Source organism: Kitasatospora sp. NPDC036934 (genome assembly GCF_055608425.1).
Genome location: NZ_JBVJQR010000003.1, coordinates 201,721 through 217,888, shown reverse-complemented (window position 1 = coordinate 217,888; position 16,168 = coordinate 201,721). Strand labels below are relative to the sequence as shown.

Sequence of the window (16,168 nt, the reverse complement as noted above, 5' to 3'; positions counted from 1 at the left end):
CCCGACCACAGATCCGCCACCCGAGCCCAGGAGCCCGCCGTGCACGCCATGCAGTACGAGATCACCCTCCCTGCCGACTACGACATGGGCATCATCCGCAAGCGCGTGGCCGACAAGGGCCACCTGCTCGACGCCCACCCCGGCCTCGGCCTCAAGGCGTACCTGGTCCGCGAGCGCGGTCAGGACGGCTCGCCGGTCAACCAGTACGCGCCGTTCTACCTCTGGCGCACCGCCGAGGGCATGAACGCCTTCCTGTGGGGGCCCGGCTTCCGCGGCCTGAGCGCGGACTTCGGCCGTCCCGCCGTCCGCCACTGGCTCGGCGCGGGCCTGTCCGCGGGCACCCGCACCGACGCCCCGACCACCGCCACCCGCGCGACCGTACGGCTCCCGGAGACCGCCGACCCGGCCGAGGCCGTCGAACGAGCCCTCGCCGAACTCCCGGCACACCCCGCACTGCACACCGCCGCCGTCGCCGTGGACCCGAGCCGCTGGGAACTGCTCAGCCTCGCCCTCTGGCACGGCCCGGCCCCCGAGGCCGCGCGGGGCACCCGCTACCGGGTGCTGCACCTGTCCCGCCCCGAACTCGACCGGCTGCCGGCCGGCCGCCACTGGTGAAAGGTTCCGCCACCGCCATGCCAACCTCCCCGACCACCGCTCCTGCCCCCGCCGGCCTCGTCCCCGCCGGTCTCAGCACCGCCCCGTTCGACCGCGAAGCCGGCTACGCCCTGCTCACCGACCTGGCCGGCCCGGTCGCCGCCGCCACCCTCGGCGGCCTGGACTCGCTCGCCCCCGGCTTCCCCGACTGGATCGTCACCAGCCTCTTCGGCGGCACCTACCAGCGGCCGGGCCTCGCCCTGCGCGACCGCCAGATCGCCAACCTGGCCGCGCTCACCGCCCTCGGCGGCGTGGAGCCGCAGCTCGCCGACCACGTCCGCAACAGCCTGCGGATCGGGATGACGCGCGAGGAGATCACCGAGGTGATCGTCCACCTGGCCCCGTACGTCGGGGTCCCCAAGGCCCTGGCCGGCCTCCGGGTCGCCACCGCCACCTTCGGGGAAACCGACGCACCGGCGACCGAGGTCCCGGCGACCGACACCCCGGCGACCGACACCCCGGAGGAGGAGGCGTGACCGCCGCCCGCACCGTACGGACCGTCCTGGGCGACGTCGCCCCCGCCGAGCTGGGCGTCACCGACTCCCACGACCACCTCTTCATCCGCAGCCCACTGCTCCCCGGCCAGGAGCTGGACGACCGGGCGGCCGCCGAGGAGGTGCTGCGCGGGTTCGCGACCGTCGGCGGCCGCACCTTCGTCCAGTGGACGCCCTGGGGCATGGGCCGGGGCGCGGCCGCCCTCGCCGAGCTGTCCCGCGCGACCGGCGTCCACGTCGTCGCCGCCACCGGCGCGCACCAGGCGGCCCACTATCCGGAAGGCCGCCTCGCCGGCCCCGCCCCGCACGCCGACCCCGCCCCGCACGCCGGCCCCGGCCCGCACGGCGACCTCGCCGAGCGCTTCGTCGCCGAGCTCACCACCGGTCTCCCCGGTGCCCCCGAGGGCGTCCGGCCCGGCCTGATCAAGATCGCCGACGATGCCGGCCCGCTGACCGCGCACACCCGCCGGACGATCGCCGCCGCGGCCGAGGCGCACCACGCCACCGGCGCGCCGATCGCGGTCCACCTCGAACCAGACGGCGACCCGCATGGTGTCCTTCGCCGGCTCCACGGACGGCACGGAGTCAGCCCCGACCGGATCGTCCTCGGCCACCTCACCCGCTTCACCGACCGGGCGATCCACCGCAGCCTGGCCGCCGAGGGCGTGTTCCTGGCCCTGGACAGCCCCTCCCGGATCGGCCACCCCGCCGACCTCCAGGCCTTCGATGTGATCGCCGGCCTGGTCGAGGCCGGCCACGCCGACCGGCTGCTGCTCGGTGCCGACACCACGACGAGGACGGCCCGCGCGGCGGGCGGCCCCGCCCGGCTGCTCGCCGACCTCGCCCCGCGGCTGGCCCGAACCTTCGGGCCCGAGCTGCCCGAGCGGCTGCTGGTCGCCAACCCGGCGGCCGCCCTGGCCGCCGACTGGCGCACCCCCTGAAGAGCCGTCCCGGCCGGGCTCGCTGATGCCGTCCCGGCCGGGCTCGCTGATGCCGTCCCGGCCGGGCCAGCTCCTGTGGCCGGGTCCACCCGCCGGGTTTCAATCCGATTAGGTCCTCCCCGGCCCACGCCCCAGAGAGGCGCAACGATGCCGCGCTCGCCCGCCACCGCCGCCACGGTTTCGTCCCGCCCGCGCTCCCGGTGCGCACCTTGCCGGCCCCGGCGACCCGATCGCCGGCTCCGGTGCGGCCCTCGCCGACGGAACCACCCGCGAACTGCTGCTGGCGAAGCCGCTGGACTGACCGGTGCGCCCGCGGAGCGGGGCCTGTGCCGGATGGGGGGCGGCACGGGCCCCGCCGCCGGTCGGCCGGACGGCTCACATGTGGGTGCCGCCGTCGATGCGCAGCTCGGTGCCGGTGACGAAGGCGCCGTCGTCGGAGGCCAGCATGGCGATCACGCCGGCCACCGTGTCCGGGCCCGCGAAGCCCTGGCCGAGGGCGGGGGAGAGCTTGGCGAGCAGGCTGAAGTCGGCGTCGGCGGGCAGGCCGGGGTTGTTGGTCATGCCGCTGTCGATGCTGCCCGGCGCGACGCAGACCGCGCGCAGGCCCTGCTTCGAGTACTCCGAGGCGATGGCGTGGGTGAAGGACTGGATGCCGCCCTTGGTCGCGGCGTACGCGGCCATGTAGGGGTGGGCGAAGCTCGCGGAGGTGGAGCTGAAGTTGACCACCACGCCCCGGCCGGTCGCGAGCAGGGCGGGGAGGGCCTCGCGGGTCATCAGGAAGGTGCCGGTGAGGTTCACCGCGAGGAGCTTGTTCCAGAACTCCAGGGTGGTCTCGTGGGTGTGCGAGGAGCGGAGGATGCCGGCCGCGTTGACCAGGACGTCCAGGCCGCCCAGGCCCGCGATCGCCTCGGCCACGCCCGCGACCACGGCGGATTCGTCCGAGATGTCCAGGACCTGGATCGTCAGACGGTCGGCGGTGCCGTCCGCGGTCGCGCGGTCCAGGGTCTTCTTCAGGCCGTCCTCGTTGACGTCGACGGCGACGACCCTCCCGCCCTCGGCGAGGAGCCGGTGCACGGTCGCCTGGCCGATGCCAGAGCCGCCGCCGGTGATCAGGACGTTCCGTCCGCTGAAGCGCTCCATGGTGGTACTCCCTTCGTTGTGGTCTCTCGACCTCAAGGGGCACGGTACGCCGTAATGGCACATCGTGCCAAAAAGTCTTGACGTGTCATGCCGGCGCGATGTGTCATGACGGTCCCCGGATGCGTACGCTGACCCTTGTGACCGGACGCCCGACCCTGACCCAGCGCCGCCGTGACGCCACCCGGCTGGAGATCGCCCGCACCGCCGCCGCGCTCTTCGCCGAGCGGGGCGCGGAGGCGACCACCGCCGAGGAGGTCGCCGACGCCGCGGGCATCTCGCTGCGCACCTTCTACCGCTACTTCTCCGTCAAGGAGGACGCCGTCGCCCCGCTGCTGGCGGCCGGTGGGCAGCGCTGGGTCGACCTGCTGGCCGAGAGCCCGGCGGACCTCCCGCTGCGCGAGGCGTTGGAGCGCTCGGCGGTGGAGTCACTGACCCCGGCCGACGACGCGGCCGTCGAGGCGATGCACTGGACCCGCAGCCTGCTGCGCGACCCCCGACTGGACGGCACCTGGCAGCGGGTCCACGCGGGCTCTGAGGAGCGGCTGCGGTCCGTGCTGGCCGAGCGCAGCCCGGCCGACGCCGACCCGCTGGAGATCCGGCTGGCCGCCGCCGCGGCCACGGCGGCGATCCGGGTGGCCCTGGAGCAGTGGGCCGCCTCCGACGCGGCGGTGACCGGTCCGGGCTCCCCGCAGGACCTCGGCGCCCGCTGCATGCGTGAGCTCACGGCGGGGCTGGGGCTCTGGGCGCGACCGGCCGGGGCGCGGCCCCACGCCCGCAGCCGTACAGCCGCCGATCAGCTTCCTCCCAGCTCCCGCTAGGGTTGGACGTCGCGCCCCGGTGGGGGAACCGGGGTGAACTCCTCGGATGTCCCTGAGCGGAGGGGGCGTGGAGTTCGAGGCGTGGGAGCAACTGAAACATGGGTCTGACGAGCCACAAGGTGCTGGCGCTGACCGTGCTGGTCGCGGTCGTGATGATGGTCGGCACGGTCTGGCTGTGGCCCAGACTCGCCAGGAAGAGCTGGCAGGCAGTGCTCGGCCGGATCGGCACGCTGCTCGCCACCCAGCTCACGGTGCTTGCCGCGCTCGGCCTGGTGGCGAACAACTACTTCGCGTTCTACAGCAGTTGGGACGATCTGCTGGGCACCGGCAGCACGGGCCCGGTGGTGATACACAACAAGGCGGACGCCTCCGGCCGCCTGCTGGTGGAGACCATAGGCCGGGCCTCGGTCAAGGGCGGCGGCGCGATGGGTCGTGAGCCGGGCCACTCCGGCGAGATCCGCAAGGTCCGGATCGACGGCAAAGTGAGCCGGCTGTCGACCGAGGGGTACGTCTACCTGCCGCCGCAGTACTTCCAGCCCGAGTACGCGCAGAGGCAGTTCCCGGCCGTGATCGTCAGCACCGGGTTCCCAGGAATCGCCGAGAACCTGATCACCCGCTTCAACTACCCGGGTGCCGCGCTCAAGCTGCTGCAGGAGGGCCGGATGCAGCCGACCGTCATGGTGATGCTGCAGCCCTCGCCCGCCCTGCCGCAGGACACCGAGTGCGAGGACATCCCCGGCGGCGCCCAGTCCGACACCTACTTCACCAAGGACGTCACCTCGGCGATCCAGGCCAGCTACCGGGTCTCGTCCGACCCGCACGCCTGGGCCTTCATGGGCAACTCGACCGGCGGCTACTGCGCCGTCAAGATGGCCATGCGCCACCCGGACGTCTTTCCGACCGCCGTCGCCCTCTCCGGCTACTACGACGCCGCCGACGACCCGACCACCGGCGACCTCTTCGGCGGCAGCAAGCAGCGCCGCGACGAGGCCAACCTGATGTGGCGACTGAAGCACCTGCCGCAGCCCGACATCTCGGTGCTGCTGGCCGGCACCAAGAAGGGCGACGGCAACTACAAGCCGGACACCGAGGCGTTCATCGACGCGGTGCACAGCCCGATGAAGGTCTCGTACAGCATGCTCGAGAACGGCGGCCACAACTTCGAGACCTGGAGCGCCCTGCTGCCGTCCTCGCTGGAGTGGCTGTCCCGGCACCTCAAGGTGCCGAACCAGCCGAACCAGCCGGGCGAGCCGAACGCCTCGGGCGAGCCGAACCAGCCGGGCCAGGCGAGCCAGGCCACGTGACGTCACCGCCGTCCGAGGCCGTCTGAAGCCGCCCGAGGCCGTCTGAAGCCGTTCGACGCCGTCCGGAGAGAACGCGCCGAACCCCCGGAGCCGAGGCCCCGGGGGTTCGTGCGTGCTACGGCGCGGCGCCGGTCAGGCCACCCGCTCCAGCGTCCCGGTGTGCAGCTGGCCGACCCGGCCGCCCTCGCCCTCGAAGGTCCAGAAGGCCCGTACGGTCAGCGCGTTGAGGTCCATCACATGGCTGACGGTGATCCCGCTCTGCTCCGTCCAGCTGATGAAGTAGATCTCCGGCGCGACCTCGGCGACGTGCAGCCGCACGTCCTCCCACTGGCCGGCCGACTCGCCAAGGCCCTCCCAGCGCAGCCGAGTGCCGTCGGCCGAGTAGCTGTTGCGGAAGGCCGCGCCGTTGTCGGCCCGGAAGACGTAGGTGCGGCCGGCGAAGGCGGGCAGGGGCGCGGTCATGGTGGGGCGGGACCTCTTCTCGGGAGTGCGGGACGGACCGTGTGGTCTGGGCTCGGTGCACTTGTGCACCGCGGAAAACGCCAGGGTTCCAATTTATCCGATCGGTCGGACTCGGGCGGCCCCGCGCCACGGCACGGTCCGCCACCACCCCGGTTCGCTGATCGCGCCGCTCCGGCGGGCCGGGAGCCCTGCCTCGGTGCCGACCCACCTTCTGGCGGGCGCGTCGGCGGACATCCCGGGCGTGCTGGACGAGGACCGCGGGCCCAGCGACGGCATCGTGTTCACCGCGAGCGCGCTGGACACCAGCGGCATCGCGACGGTCGGCGGCACCCGGCTGCTCACCGGGCTGAACCGCCTGGAGCCGGCCTGGTCGCCGGCGGCCGGGGGCCAGGTGGCCGACTGGCCCGGCTGATCGCCCGGCCACGGTCGCGAGGTTGATCAACTCGGCCACCACGCAGCGTCGTTGATCGACACCACTGTGAGCTGTGCGACAACCGGCCCGATCAGGTTGTCCGTTCACGGACGGCCTGCCTAGCCTGCAACCGTCGTCCGCTGTCGCGGACCCCGCCGCCGGGACGCCGAGTCCTGTCCACCCGCCGGCCGGCACTCGAGCACCACAGCGGACGGGAGCGGGGGAACCAAGGTCAGCGCCCGGTCCGTACGCATCAGCGTGCGGACCGTGGCTAGGGGTGAAGCCGCTCCACAGGCGGCCGGGCAACTGCAGCCCGAATCCGACAGCTCACCTCGCAGGCGTCGCAGAGGACCCCCCATGCACCAGCCTGCCGGGCGCCGTCGCGCCCCCCGCCACGCCCGTCCGACCCACCGCGGCCGCAATGCCGCCCTCGCCGCCACCGGGGCGCTCGCGATCAGCGGTGCCGGCCTGCTCGGGCTGCCGTCCGTCGCTGGCGCCCAGGCCGCCACCGCCCCGACCGTCACCCAGGACCGGCTCGCTCCGGCCACCATGGTCGCCGGCCGGGCCGCCACCGCCTCGCTGGGCCTGCACTCCTCGTCCTGCTTCACCGCCAAGACGGTCGGCGTCGGCGTCCGCGACGCGCGCGGCACCAACCTGGACTTCCCGGGGAACGCGACCAACGTGCAGATATGCCCGACCGGGCTCAACTTCACCAGCGGTGCGCGCGCCCTGCCGGCCGGGACGTACACCCAGTTCGGCTTCTGGCAGGACTTCGGCGGCACCTGGCACAACCTGCCCTCGCAGCAGCTGGTGGTCGCGGCCACCGGTACGTCCACGCCGACCCCGTCCCCGACGACGGCGCCCACCACGACGCCCACCACGGCACCGACGGCGACGCCCACCGCGGCGCCCACCACGGCACCGACCGCCACGGCCACTCCGACGACGCCCGCGCCGTCCTCCCCGGTCGCCGGCAAGTCGCTGACCTGGTCCGACGAGTTCAACAGCCCGATCGACTGGGGTCAGCGCTGGGTCGGCGACAAGAGCACCTCGTACAAGTACGGGAACCACAACCCGGACGACAACAAGCTCGACTGGCTGAACAAGAACAACGTCACCGTCGCGAACGGCGTCGCCACCTTCACCGCCACCCCGGGCGGGCCCACCCTGGAGAACGGCCAGCAGTCCTGGAACACCGGCTTCCTGACCACCGAGGGCTCCACCGAGGGCTTCCAGGTCAAGACCGGCGACTACGCCGAGGCCCGGGTCAAGATGCCCTCGGGCACCGGTGCCTGGCCCGCCCTGTGGACCTGGAAGAACGGCAACGGGGAGATCGACTCCTTCGAGTACCACCCGGACAACCCGAACCTGCTGGAGCTGACCAACCACATCAACCCGAGCAACCCCGAGTACTACACCGACGCCAAGGCCGTCGCCAAGGACCAGTGGGTCACCATCGGCACCTACTACGGCGCCAACTCGGTGGACTGGTACGTCAACGGCGTCAAGGTGTACTCGGACAACAAGGGCGTGGGCGCCAACTTCTCGGCGTACCTGATCCTCAACCTCTCGGTGTGTGCCGGGAAGTACCACCCCGCGCCGCAGGGGACCACCCCGCTCACCTTCGCGGCCGACTACGTGCGCGTCTACCGCTGACCGTGGCCGCCGGGCCCGCTTAGCCCCCAGGACCAGCCGCTCTCATGGGCCGGCAGCCGTTTCGACCACCGCGTGGTCGAAACGGCTGCCGGTTCTTGCGTTCAGGCCCCTGTGCTCAATCCCGTGCGCGCCGGGTGAGTTGACGATCCGTCAGGGTGCCAGGACCTGCCCGAGCCGGGTCGCGATCTGCTGCATCACCGGCACCAGCGAGGACGCCCCCGTCTGCTCCTCCAGCGCCCGGATCCGGGCCTCCGGGCCGGACACCGAGAGCGCGGTGGGCGTCGGCGCGCCCGGCACCGCGAGGGCGATGCAGCGGACGCCGATCTCCTGCTCCTGGTCGTCCACCACGTACCCGCGCTCGCGCGCCTCGGCGAGCTGGTCCATCAGCTCCTGCGGGTCGGTGAGGGTGTACTCGGTGTGCGCGGGCAGCGGGTTGGGGCCCAGGACCGCGCGCGCCTCGTCCTCCGGGAGCTGGGCGAGCAGGGCCTTGCCGACGCCGGTGCAGTGCGGCTGCACCCGCCGTCCGACCTCGGTGAACATCCGCATCGAGCGCCGCGACTGCACCTGTCCTACGTACACCACCTCGCCGCCCTCCAGCACCGCCAGGTTGGCGGTCTCGCCGGTGGCCTCCATCAGCTCGGCCAGGTACGGGCGGGCCCAGCTGCCGAGCAGTCGACCGGCCGTCTCGCCGAGCCGGATCAGCCGGGGGCCGAGGGTGTAGCGGCGCGCGGTGTCCTGGCGGACATAGCCCTGCTGCACGAGGGTACGGACCAGTCGGTGGATGGTCGGCATCGGGAGGCCGGAGCTGGTGGAGAGTTCGCTGAGGGTGGCCACGCCACCCGAGTCGGCCAGCGCCTCCAGGAGTTGGAAGGCGCGCTCGACGGACTGCACGCCGCCGCTCGCGCGGTCGGCGCCTGTCGTCGATGCTGTGTCGGGGGTCGCAACCACCGGCGTTCCCTTCGCTGTCGGGGAGGAGTAGAGTCCCGGCGATCTCTTCAACAAACCGTTGAAATTCTGTATCGCGGAAACTAGTCTCCACCTTACAGAATCGAATTCGCCGACAGGCGGGTAACGATCGAGGAAGTTCCCGAGGAGGCTCCCACCGGAGCTCCCTTCGCCAGGCTCAACCGTCTTAGGAGTGTCCTGCTCATGGCTGCAGATCAGGGGCCCGTCGGCGCCTCCCCCGCCGCTCCGGTCGTCACTGTCGCCGGTCCGCGCGTCCACCGGGCCGAGGAGGTGCTCACTCCGGAGGCGGTCGCCTTCGTCGTGGGCCTCCATCGTGCCTTCGAGGGTCGCCGACAGGAACTGCTGGCCAGGCGGAAGAGTCGACGCGCCGAGATCGCCCGCACCGGCACGCTGGACTTCCTCCCCGAGACCGCCGACGTCCGGGCCGGCGACTGGAAGGTCGCCGAGGCGCCGCGCGCGCTCCAGGACCGCCGGGTCGAGATCACCGGCCCCACCGACCGCAAGATGGTCATCAACGCCCTCAACTCCGGGGCGAAGATCTGGCTCGCCGACTTCGAGGACGCCACCTCCCCGACCTGGGAGAACGTGGTCAGCGGCCAGGTCAACCTGATCGACGCCTTCGAGGACCGGATCGACTTCACCAGCACGGCCGGCAAGGCCTACACCCTCAAGCCCGCCGCGGAACTCGCCACCGTCGTGGTTCGCCCGCGCGGCTGGCACCTGGACGAGAACCACCTGCTGGTCGACGGCGTCCCGGTGGCCGGAGCGTTCGTCGACTTCGGCCTGTACTTCTTCCACAACGCCGCCCGGCTGCTCGCCAAGGGCGCCGAGGACCCCAACTCCGGCCCCTACTTCTACCTGCCGAAGACCGAGAGCCACCTCGAGGCCCGGCTCTGGAACGACGTGTTCACCCACGCCCAGGCCGAGCTGGGCATCCCGCACGGCACCGTCCGGGCCACCGTACTGATCGAGACCATCACCGCGGCCTTCGAGATGGACGAGATCCTCTACGAGCTGCGCGACCACGCGGCCGGCCTCAACGCCGGGCGCTGGGACTACCTGTTCTCGATCGTGAAGAACTTCCGCGACGCAGGCGAGCACTACATCCTGCCGGACCGCAACAGCGTCACCATGGCCTCGCCGTTCATGGCCGCCTACACCCGCCTGCTGGTGCGCACCTGCCACCGGCGCGGCGCCCACGCGATCGGCGGCATGGCCGCCTTCATCCCCAGCCGCCGGGACCCCGAGGTCAACGCCGCCGCGCTGGAGAAGGTCAAGGCGGACAAGGACCGCGAGGCCGGCAACGGCTTCGACGGCTCGTGGGTCGCTCACCCGGACCTCGTCCCGGTCGCCCGGGCCTCCTTCGACGCGGTGCTCGGCGAGCGGCCGAACCAGAAGGACAACCCCGGCCCGACCGAGCCGGTCACCGCCGCCGACCTGCTCGACGTCGCCGGAGCCGGCGGCACCTGCACCCGCGCGGGGCTGCACAACGCCGTCCAGGTCGGCGTCCGCTACATCGAGGCGTGGCTGCGCGGGCTCGGTGCGGTCGCCATCTTCAACATGATGGAGGACGCCGCCACCGCCGAGATCTCGCGCTCGCAGATCTGGCAGTGGATCCACAACGGGGTCGTGCTGTCCGACACCGGCGAGAAGGCCACCGCCGAGCTGGTGCGCACCCTGGTCGCCACCGAACTGGCCGAGCTCCGCTCCGAGTTCGGCGACCAGGCCTACCAGGCCGGCCGCTGGCGCGAGGCCGCCCAGCTCTTCGAACAGGTCGCCCTGGCCGAGGAGTTCGCGGACTTCCTGACCCTCCCCGCGCTGCCCCTGCTGGGCTGAGCACCAATCTATCCGCCGGCGCCACCACTGCCGTCTGCCGGGCTGGAGCAGTCCCGCCGCCCAATGCTCCGTTCCGTACGGCGACGAATCCACCTGTCCTCTCGTCGCCGTACGGAACGGTCTTTTCTTTCCGAGGAGTTCACTGATGGCACGCATCTTCTTCAACGGCCAGGCGATGGTCGGCGGACCGTTCCACGAGAAGGTCGCCGACGCCCTGATCGGCCCGGCCCGCACCGCGCCCGGCTACCGCTTCTTCTCCATCGACCACAGCGGCGGGACGGACGTCTGCCCGGGCCTGCTGCCCGCCCCGGAGGTCGACAGCGCGATCGAGGGCGAGCTGTACGAGATCAGCCTGGAGCGCCTGCGGGACGTCATCCTGCCCGGCGAGCCCAGGGAGCTGGAGCTCGGCGTGATCGAGCTGGAGGACGGCTCGGCGTGCTTCTCGATGCTGCTGGCCCGCGGCGAGGTCGAGCGCGGCGTGCACCGGGAGATCACCCACCACGGCGGCTGGCGCGCCTACCTGGGGACGCTGGGGCGTACGGCCTGAAGCACGTGGCCTGAGGGGGAACGGCCGACAGCTAACAGGGAACAGGGAACAGCAGACAGCGAACAGATAGCGGATGACAACTTTCGTCATCTGTTATCTGTTCGCTGTCGTCTGTCCGCTCTTCCTTCGCCGTCCCCGTCGCCGCCTCCCCGCCCTCCGCGCGCGCCGCCCTCCGCGCGCGCCGCCCTCCGCGCGCGCCGCGGCCCCGAACCCTCGCCGTGGGTTCGGGGCCGCGAGTCCGTACACCCTGGCGGGCGTACGGAGACCGGGTCGCGCACCGTCCCTGGGCGCGCTCCCGGAGCTCCTTGGTGTTGTCGGGCGGAGGACCGTCAAACCGGCCGGGAGGCCAGCTCCTTGGCGGCGCGGGCGCAGGCGCGCGCGATCCGGTCCTCGTTGACGGTGGTCAGCTCGCCCTTCTCGACCACGGCGTTGCCGTTGACGAACAGCGTCGCCAGTGGCGGCAGCGCGCCGAAGGTGAGGGCCGCGACCGGGTCGGCGATCGAGGAGTGCATGACTCCGTCGATCTTCCACAGCGCCAGGTCGGCCAACTTGCCGACCTCGATCGAGCCGATCTCGTTCTGCCGCCCGAGCACCCGGGCGCCGCCCATGGTGCCCAGCCGCAGTGCCTGGCGCCCGGTCAGCGCGGTCGGGTAGCCGTGCAGGCGGTTGATCAGCAGCGCGTTGCGCAGCTCGGTGCCCAGCTCGCCGGACTCGTTGGAGGCGGTGCCGTCGACGCCGAGCCCGACCGGTACGCCGGCCTTGAGCATGTCCGGGACCCGGGCGATGCCGGCGGCCAGCCGGGCGTTGGAGGACGGGCAGTGTGCCACGCCGGTGCCGGTCTCGGCGAACTTGGCGATGTCGGAGTCGTTCATGTGGACGCAGTGCGCCATCCAGACGTCCTCGCCGAGCCAGCCGACCGATTCGAAGTAGTCCGTCGGACCCATGCCGAACAGCTCCTTGCAGAACTGCTCCTCCTCGGCCGTCTCGGAGCCGTGGGTGTGCAGCCGGACGCCCTTGCGGCGGGCGAGTTCGGCGGACTGGCGGAGCAGGTCGGTGGAGACCGAGAAGGGCGAGCAGGGCGCCAGCGCGACGTGCAGCATCGAGCCGAACGAGGAGTCGTGGTAGCGGTCCACGGCGGCCTCGGAGGCGGCCAGGATGTCGTCCAGCTCCTCGACGGCGTGGTCCGGCGGCAGCCCGCCGTCCTTCTTGCTGCGGTCCATCGAGCCGCGCAGCGCGGTGAAGCGCAGGCCGAGCTCCTGGACGGCCTCGATGGAGGCGCCGAGGACGTCCCCGCCGTCCCTGGGGAAGACGTAGTGGTGGTCCGAGGCGGTGGTGCAGCCGGACTTGAGCAGGGCGGCGGCCGAGCCCTGGCTGGCGGCGTGCACGAGCTTCTCGTCGATCCGGGCCCAGGTCGGGTAGAGGGCGACCAGCCAGTCGAACAGGATGTTGTCCTGGGCGAGGCCGCGGGTGATCCACTGGTAGAAGTGGTGGTGGGTGTTGACCAGGCCGGGGGTGAGCAGGTGTCCCTCGCCGTTGATCCGGCGCACCACGTTGTCCAGCCAGTTCGGGGCGGCGCCGTTGCCGACGGATTCGATCCGGTTGCCGAGGATGACCACGTGGCCACGGGTGTACTCGGTGTCGACGGCGTCGACGGTGGCGATCGCGACGTTCTCGATCACGATCCGCTGGTCGGCGGGCGGGGGCTGGACTGCCATGGTGTCACTCCTATGGGGGAGGGCCAGGAGGGGCGCGCACTCAGTGGCGCGCGCCCCGCCCGGATCGGTCAGGACGGTGTCGCCGTCGGCACCGTCGCGCCGGAGCCCTGGCCGGATCTGGATTCGGATCCAGATCCAGATCCAGATCCAGATCCAGATCCAGATCCAGATCCAGATCCAGATCTGGATCCGGACCGGCGGACGGCTCCGACGTGGTGGAAGAGCAGGTTGAGCAGGACGGCAATCACGCAGCCGGCCGAGATCCCCGAGTGCATCAGGGTCCGGACGGCCTCCGGGAAGGCGTCGTAGAAGGTGGGTACGGCGATCGGGATGATGCCGACCCCGAGCGAGACCGAAACCAGGATGGTGTTGGCGCTGGACTCCATGCCGGCCTCCGCGAGGGTGCGGATCCCGCTCGCCGCGACCGTGCCGAACAGCACGATCCCGGCGCCGCCGAGGACGGGCTGCGGTACCAGGGAGACGACCGAACCGAGTACGGGGAAGAGCCCCAACAGGATCAGGATGCCTCCGCCGGCCGCGACCACGAAGCGGCTGCGGATCTTGGTCAGCGCCACCAGCCCGATGTTCTGGGCGAAGGCGCTGGCGGCGAAGCCGTTGAAGACGGGGCTGATCGCGGTGGCCAGTCCGTCGGCCCGCAGGCCGGCGGCGAGCGTGGGTTCGTCGGCCTCGCGCTCGACGATCTTGCCGAGGGCGAGCATGTCGGCGGTGGACTCGGTCATCGAGACCACCATGACGATGCACATCGAGATGATCGCGGCGGCGTCGAACATCGGCGCGCCGAAGTGGAACGGCGACGGGAGCGCGAAGACCTTCGCGTCCTGGACCGCGCCGAAGTCGGCCAGCCCCAGCGGGAAGGCGATCAGGGTGCCGAACGCCAGGCCGATGAGCAGGGACAACTGCTGCCAGAAGCCGCGCAGCAGCCGGTTGCAGAGCACCACCGCGACGAGGGTGATCGCGGCGAGGCCGATGGCCCGCATGGAGCCGTACCCGGGGGCGTTCGGCGAACCGCCGCGCGCCCAGTTCACCGCCACCGGGAGCAGGGACACCCCGATGAGGGTGATCACGGTGCCCTGTACGACCGGGGGGAAGAACCGGATGAGCTTGCAGAAGTACGGCGCCGCGAGGAAGCACAGGACCCCCGCGACGATCACCGCGCCGAAGATCACCGGGAGGGCGTTCTTCGGACCGTGCTCGTTGGCGATGGCGATCATGGGCGCGACGCCCGCGAACGACACGCCGTTCACGAACGGCAGCCGCGCGCCGATCTTCCAGACTCCGAGGGTCTGGAGCAGGGTGGCCAGTCCGGCGGTGAACAGGCTGGCCGATATCAGCAGGGCGAGGTCGGCGGCGGAGAGCCCGACGCCGGCGCCGACGATGAGCGGGGGTGCGACGACTCCCGCGTACATCGCGGCGACGTGCTGGAGCCCGGTGGAGAACAGCTTCACCGGTGGCAGCACCTCGTCCACGGGGTGGGTTCCGGAGCCGGACGGCGCGCCTGGGAGGCGGGTTGAGGTGCCGTCCGGGCCCGGGGTTCTTGCTGGGGTGGAACCGCCGTCGTTACTGCTGGTGTTGCTGGGTGCCATGTCGAGCCCCTCTTGTGCCCGTGGCTCCCGGCGCGCCCGTGGCGCTGGAGACCCCCGAGGGCGGGACGGCGGAGCAAGGATCCCTCGGGACGCTTCTCCAGTGCCCCGGGCCGGCCGCCGTGAGGCAGACACGAACTCCGGTTGGTGGGGGTGGAGAAACAGGTGGTGCGGGAACGGGTGGTACTGGAACCGGTGGTGCGGGAAGGCGTGGTGCGGGCGGGGGCGGGGGAGGTCAGACGACCGGGATGACCGGGACGACGCCCTCGCGGTGCACGGTGCCCTCGATCAGGCCGTACATCCGGTCCGCCGCGTAGTAGACCTCGTTCTCGTTCTTGAGCCCGAAGGGCTCCAGGTCGACGAGGAAGTGGTGCTTGTTGGGCAGTTCGAGTCGTACCTCGTCAACCTCGGCGCGGTTGTTGAGGACCCGGGTGCCCATCGAGTGCAGGGTCTGCTGCAGCGAGTAGGAGTAGGTCTCGGCGAACGCCTCCAGCATGTGCCGCTTCACATGGGTGTAGGAGCGGTTCCAGTTGGGCTGGGCCTCGCCGTCGCGACCGCTGTAGCCGTACTTCCAGCGGGCGGTGACCTGGGTGGCGAGGATGCGGTCGTACGCCTCCTGGAGGGTGGTGTACTGGTCCTTGATGTAGCCCCAGAACTCCGAGTTGGTGGAGTTCATGACGACGAGGTCCTTCAGGCCGGAGATGACCTGGACCTTCTCGCCGTCGTAGACGACCTCGGTGGTGCGGGTCTCCTGGCCGTTGCGGACGAAGGAGTGGCCGACCTCCTCGGAGCCGATGAAGCGGGCCGAGCTGTCGGGCGTCCGGATCCGGTCCCAGGTGTACTCCTCGATCCGGATCCGGGCGCTGTGCACGACGCCGCGCTCGGTGTCGTCGACGAAGTGCCGGGCCAGCAGGATGCCGAAGGCCTCGGCGGAGTCGATGCCGTACTCCTTGGCGAAGGCGTAGACGGTGTTCTTGGTGGTGTCGGTGGGAAGGCAGTTGGCGTTGGACCCGGTGAGGTGGACGTCCTCGAACTCGCCCTGGAGGGAGACCGAGACGTTGAGGTCCTTGATCTCGTGCCGCGTGGAGTCGCGGTAGACCCGGACGATGCGGTTCTCCGCCTTGCCGTACTGGTTCTGACCGAGCACGTGGGCCATGACAGGCTCCTAAGCTTCCAGGTCGGTCTACTAGCTTCCGCGGTAGACCGAGTATCCGAACGGGTTCAGCAGCAGTGGCACGTGGTAGTGGTGCTGCTCGGGCGCGACCGTGAAGACGATCGAGACCTCGGGGAAGAACGGCGGCTCGGCGGACTTCAGCGCGTAGTACGCGCCGGTGTCGAAGAGCAGCCGGACGACCGAGCCCGCCTCCACGGCCGGCAGGTCCTTGACCCGGCCGTCGGAGTCCGTGGCGGAGGTGCCGAGCACCTGCCAGCCACCCTCGGTGTGCAGTGCGAGCTCGACCGGGACACCCTCGGCCGGGCGGCCGAGGCTGGTGTCGAGCACGTGGGTGGAGATGCCAGTCATGGGTGAAGTGACCTTACTGATGGCAGAGGTGATGGTGCGTCAGATCGTGAGTGGTGGCCGTCCGGAGTGGGGACGCCCCGCTCGCGAATCATTCTTGACG

16 protein-coding genes and 1 riboswitch are annotated in these 16,168 nt (G+C 71.5%); of the genes, 9 read left to right on the top strand and 7 right to left on the bottom strand.

Features of this window, described 5'->3' with window-relative positions:
• The first annotated feature begins 39 nt into the window (after window positions 1-39).
• From ACZ7BZ_RS06075 to ACZ7BZ_RS06065, 3 genes are read left to right on the top strand one after another with little or no spacing between them, the layout of a single operon-like run.
• Window positions 40-615, top strand: coding sequence for a DUF4865 family protein (locus ACZ7BZ_RS06075; protein WP_470357309.1), 576 nt, complete (start codon window positions 40-42; stop codon window positions 613-615).
• Between the two features lie 17 nt (window positions 616-632).
• On the top strand, window positions 633-1,130 hold the full coding sequence (locus tag ACZ7BZ_RS06070; protein WP_470357308.1) for a carboxymuconolactone decarboxylase family protein: 498 nt from the start codon (window positions 633-635) through the stop codon (window positions 1,128-1,130).
• Window positions 1,127-2,089 (top strand): phosphotriesterase family protein, encoded by a 963-nt coding sequence (locus ACZ7BZ_RS06065; RefSeq protein WP_470357307.1) that lies wholly within the window; start codon window positions 1,127-1,129, stop codon window positions 2,087-2,089. Before ACZ7BZ_RS06070 ends, ACZ7BZ_RS06065 begins: the two co-directional genes overlap by 4 nt.
• Before the next feature lie 375 nt (window positions 2,090-2,464).
• On the opposite strand, the gene ACZ7BZ_RS06060 is transcribed toward ACZ7BZ_RS06065, so the two are convergent.
• The gene (locus tag ACZ7BZ_RS06060; protein WP_470357306.1) at window positions 2,465-3,229 is read right to left on the bottom strand and encodes an SDR family NAD(P)-dependent oxidoreductase; all 765 of its coding nucleotides are present in this window, start codon (window positions 3,227-3,229) and stop codon (window positions 2,465-2,467) included.
• Window positions 3,230-3,348: 119 nt separating this feature from the next.
• Here ACZ7BZ_RS06060 and ACZ7BZ_RS06055 point away from each other — a divergent pair, with 119 nt between their 5' ends.
• Window positions 3,349-4,047 (top strand): TetR family transcriptional regulator, encoded by a 699-nt coding sequence (locus ACZ7BZ_RS06055; RefSeq protein WP_470357305.1) that lies wholly within the window; start codon window positions 3,349-3,351, stop codon window positions 4,045-4,047.
• A 98-nt stretch (window positions 4,048-4,145) separates the two neighbouring features.
• Window positions 4,146-5,351, top strand: coding sequence for an alpha/beta hydrolase (locus ACZ7BZ_RS06050; RefSeq protein WP_470357304.1), 1,206 nt, complete (start codon window positions 4,146-4,148; stop codon window positions 5,349-5,351).
• A 132-nt stretch (window positions 5,352-5,483) separates the two neighbouring features.
• On the opposite strand, the gene ACZ7BZ_RS06045 is transcribed toward ACZ7BZ_RS06050, so the two are convergent.
• Window positions 5,484-5,813: a phenolic acid decarboxylase gene (locus ACZ7BZ_RS06045; RefSeq protein ID WP_375891436.1), complete on the bottom strand. Its 330-nt coding sequence runs from the start codon at window positions 5,811-5,813 to the stop codon at window positions 5,484-5,486.
• 196 nt (window positions 5,814-6,009) lie between these two features.
• Here ACZ7BZ_RS06045 and ACZ7BZ_RS06040 point away from each other — a divergent pair, with 196 nt between their 5' ends.
• Together ACZ7BZ_RS06040 and ACZ7BZ_RS06035 are read left to right on the top strand one after the other, a co-directional pair.
• Window positions 6,010-6,225, top strand: coding sequence for a hypothetical protein (locus ACZ7BZ_RS06040; RefSeq protein WP_470357303.1), 216 nt, complete (start codon window positions 6,010-6,012; stop codon window positions 6,223-6,225).
• A 217-nt stretch (window positions 6,226-6,442) separates the two neighbouring features.
• Window positions 6,443-6,561: riboswitch (cyclic di-AMP (ydaO/yuaA leader) on the top strand.
• A gap of 21 nt (window positions 6,562-6,582) precedes the next feature.
• Window positions 6,583-7,881 carry a glycoside hydrolase family 16 protein gene (locus ACZ7BZ_RS06035; RefSeq protein ID WP_470357302.1) on the top strand — a complete coding sequence of 433 codons (1,299 nt, stop codon included), beginning with the start codon at window positions 6,583-6,585 and terminating at the stop codon, window positions 7,879-7,881.
• 150 nt (window positions 7,882-8,031) lie between these two features.
• On the opposite strand, the gene ACZ7BZ_RS06030 is transcribed toward ACZ7BZ_RS06035, so the two are convergent.
• Window positions 8,032-8,829 (bottom strand): IclR family transcriptional regulator, encoded by a 798-nt coding sequence (locus tag ACZ7BZ_RS06030; protein ID WP_380450859.1) that lies wholly within the window; start codon window positions 8,827-8,829, stop codon window positions 8,032-8,034.
• A 201-nt stretch (window positions 8,830-9,030) separates the two neighbouring features.
• On the opposite strand from ACZ7BZ_RS06030, the gene aceB reads away from it, so the two are divergent.
• Both aceB and ACZ7BZ_RS06020 read left to right on the top strand, forming a co-directional pair.
• Window positions 9,031-10,683 (top strand): malate synthase A, encoded by a 1,653-nt coding sequence (gene aceB, locus ACZ7BZ_RS06025; RefSeq protein ID WP_470357301.1) that lies wholly within the window; start codon window positions 9,031-9,033, stop codon window positions 10,681-10,683.
• A gap of 145 nt (window positions 10,684-10,828) precedes the next feature.
• A complete protein-coding gene (locus ACZ7BZ_RS06020) occupies window positions 10,829-11,230 on the top strand; it encodes an allophanate hydrolase-related protein (protein ID WP_465747801.1) in 402 nt (133 codons plus the stop codon).
• Between the two features lie 329 nt (window positions 11,231-11,559).
• Here the strand turns inward: ACZ7BZ_RS06020 and ACZ7BZ_RS06015 are convergent, their stop codons facing one another.
• From ACZ7BZ_RS06015 to uraH, 4 genes are all read right to left on the bottom strand, one after another.
• Window positions 11,560-12,945, bottom strand: coding sequence for an 8-oxoguanine deaminase (locus ACZ7BZ_RS06015; protein ID WP_470357300.1), 1,386 nt, complete (start codon window positions 12,943-12,945; stop codon window positions 11,560-11,562).
• A 68-nt stretch (window positions 12,946-13,013) separates the two neighbouring features.
• Window positions 13,014-14,549 (bottom strand): nucleobase:cation symporter-2 family protein, encoded by a 1,536-nt coding sequence (locus ACZ7BZ_RS06010; RefSeq protein ID WP_470357299.1) that lies wholly within the window; start codon window positions 14,547-14,549, stop codon window positions 13,014-13,016.
• A gap of 232 nt (window positions 14,550-14,781) precedes the next feature.
• Complete coding sequence (gene pucL, locus ACZ7BZ_RS06005; protein ID WP_380450849.1) at window positions 14,782-15,702, bottom strand: factor-independent urate hydroxylase; 921 nt, start codon at window positions 15,700-15,702, stop codon at window positions 14,782-14,784.
• Window positions 15,703-15,732: 30 nt separating this feature from the next.
• A complete protein-coding gene (gene uraH / locus ACZ7BZ_RS06000; protein ID WP_188309321.1) occupies window positions 15,733-16,068 on the bottom strand; it encodes a hydroxyisourate hydrolase in 336 nt (111 codons plus the stop codon).
• Window positions 16,069-16,168 lie beyond the last annotated feature (100 nt).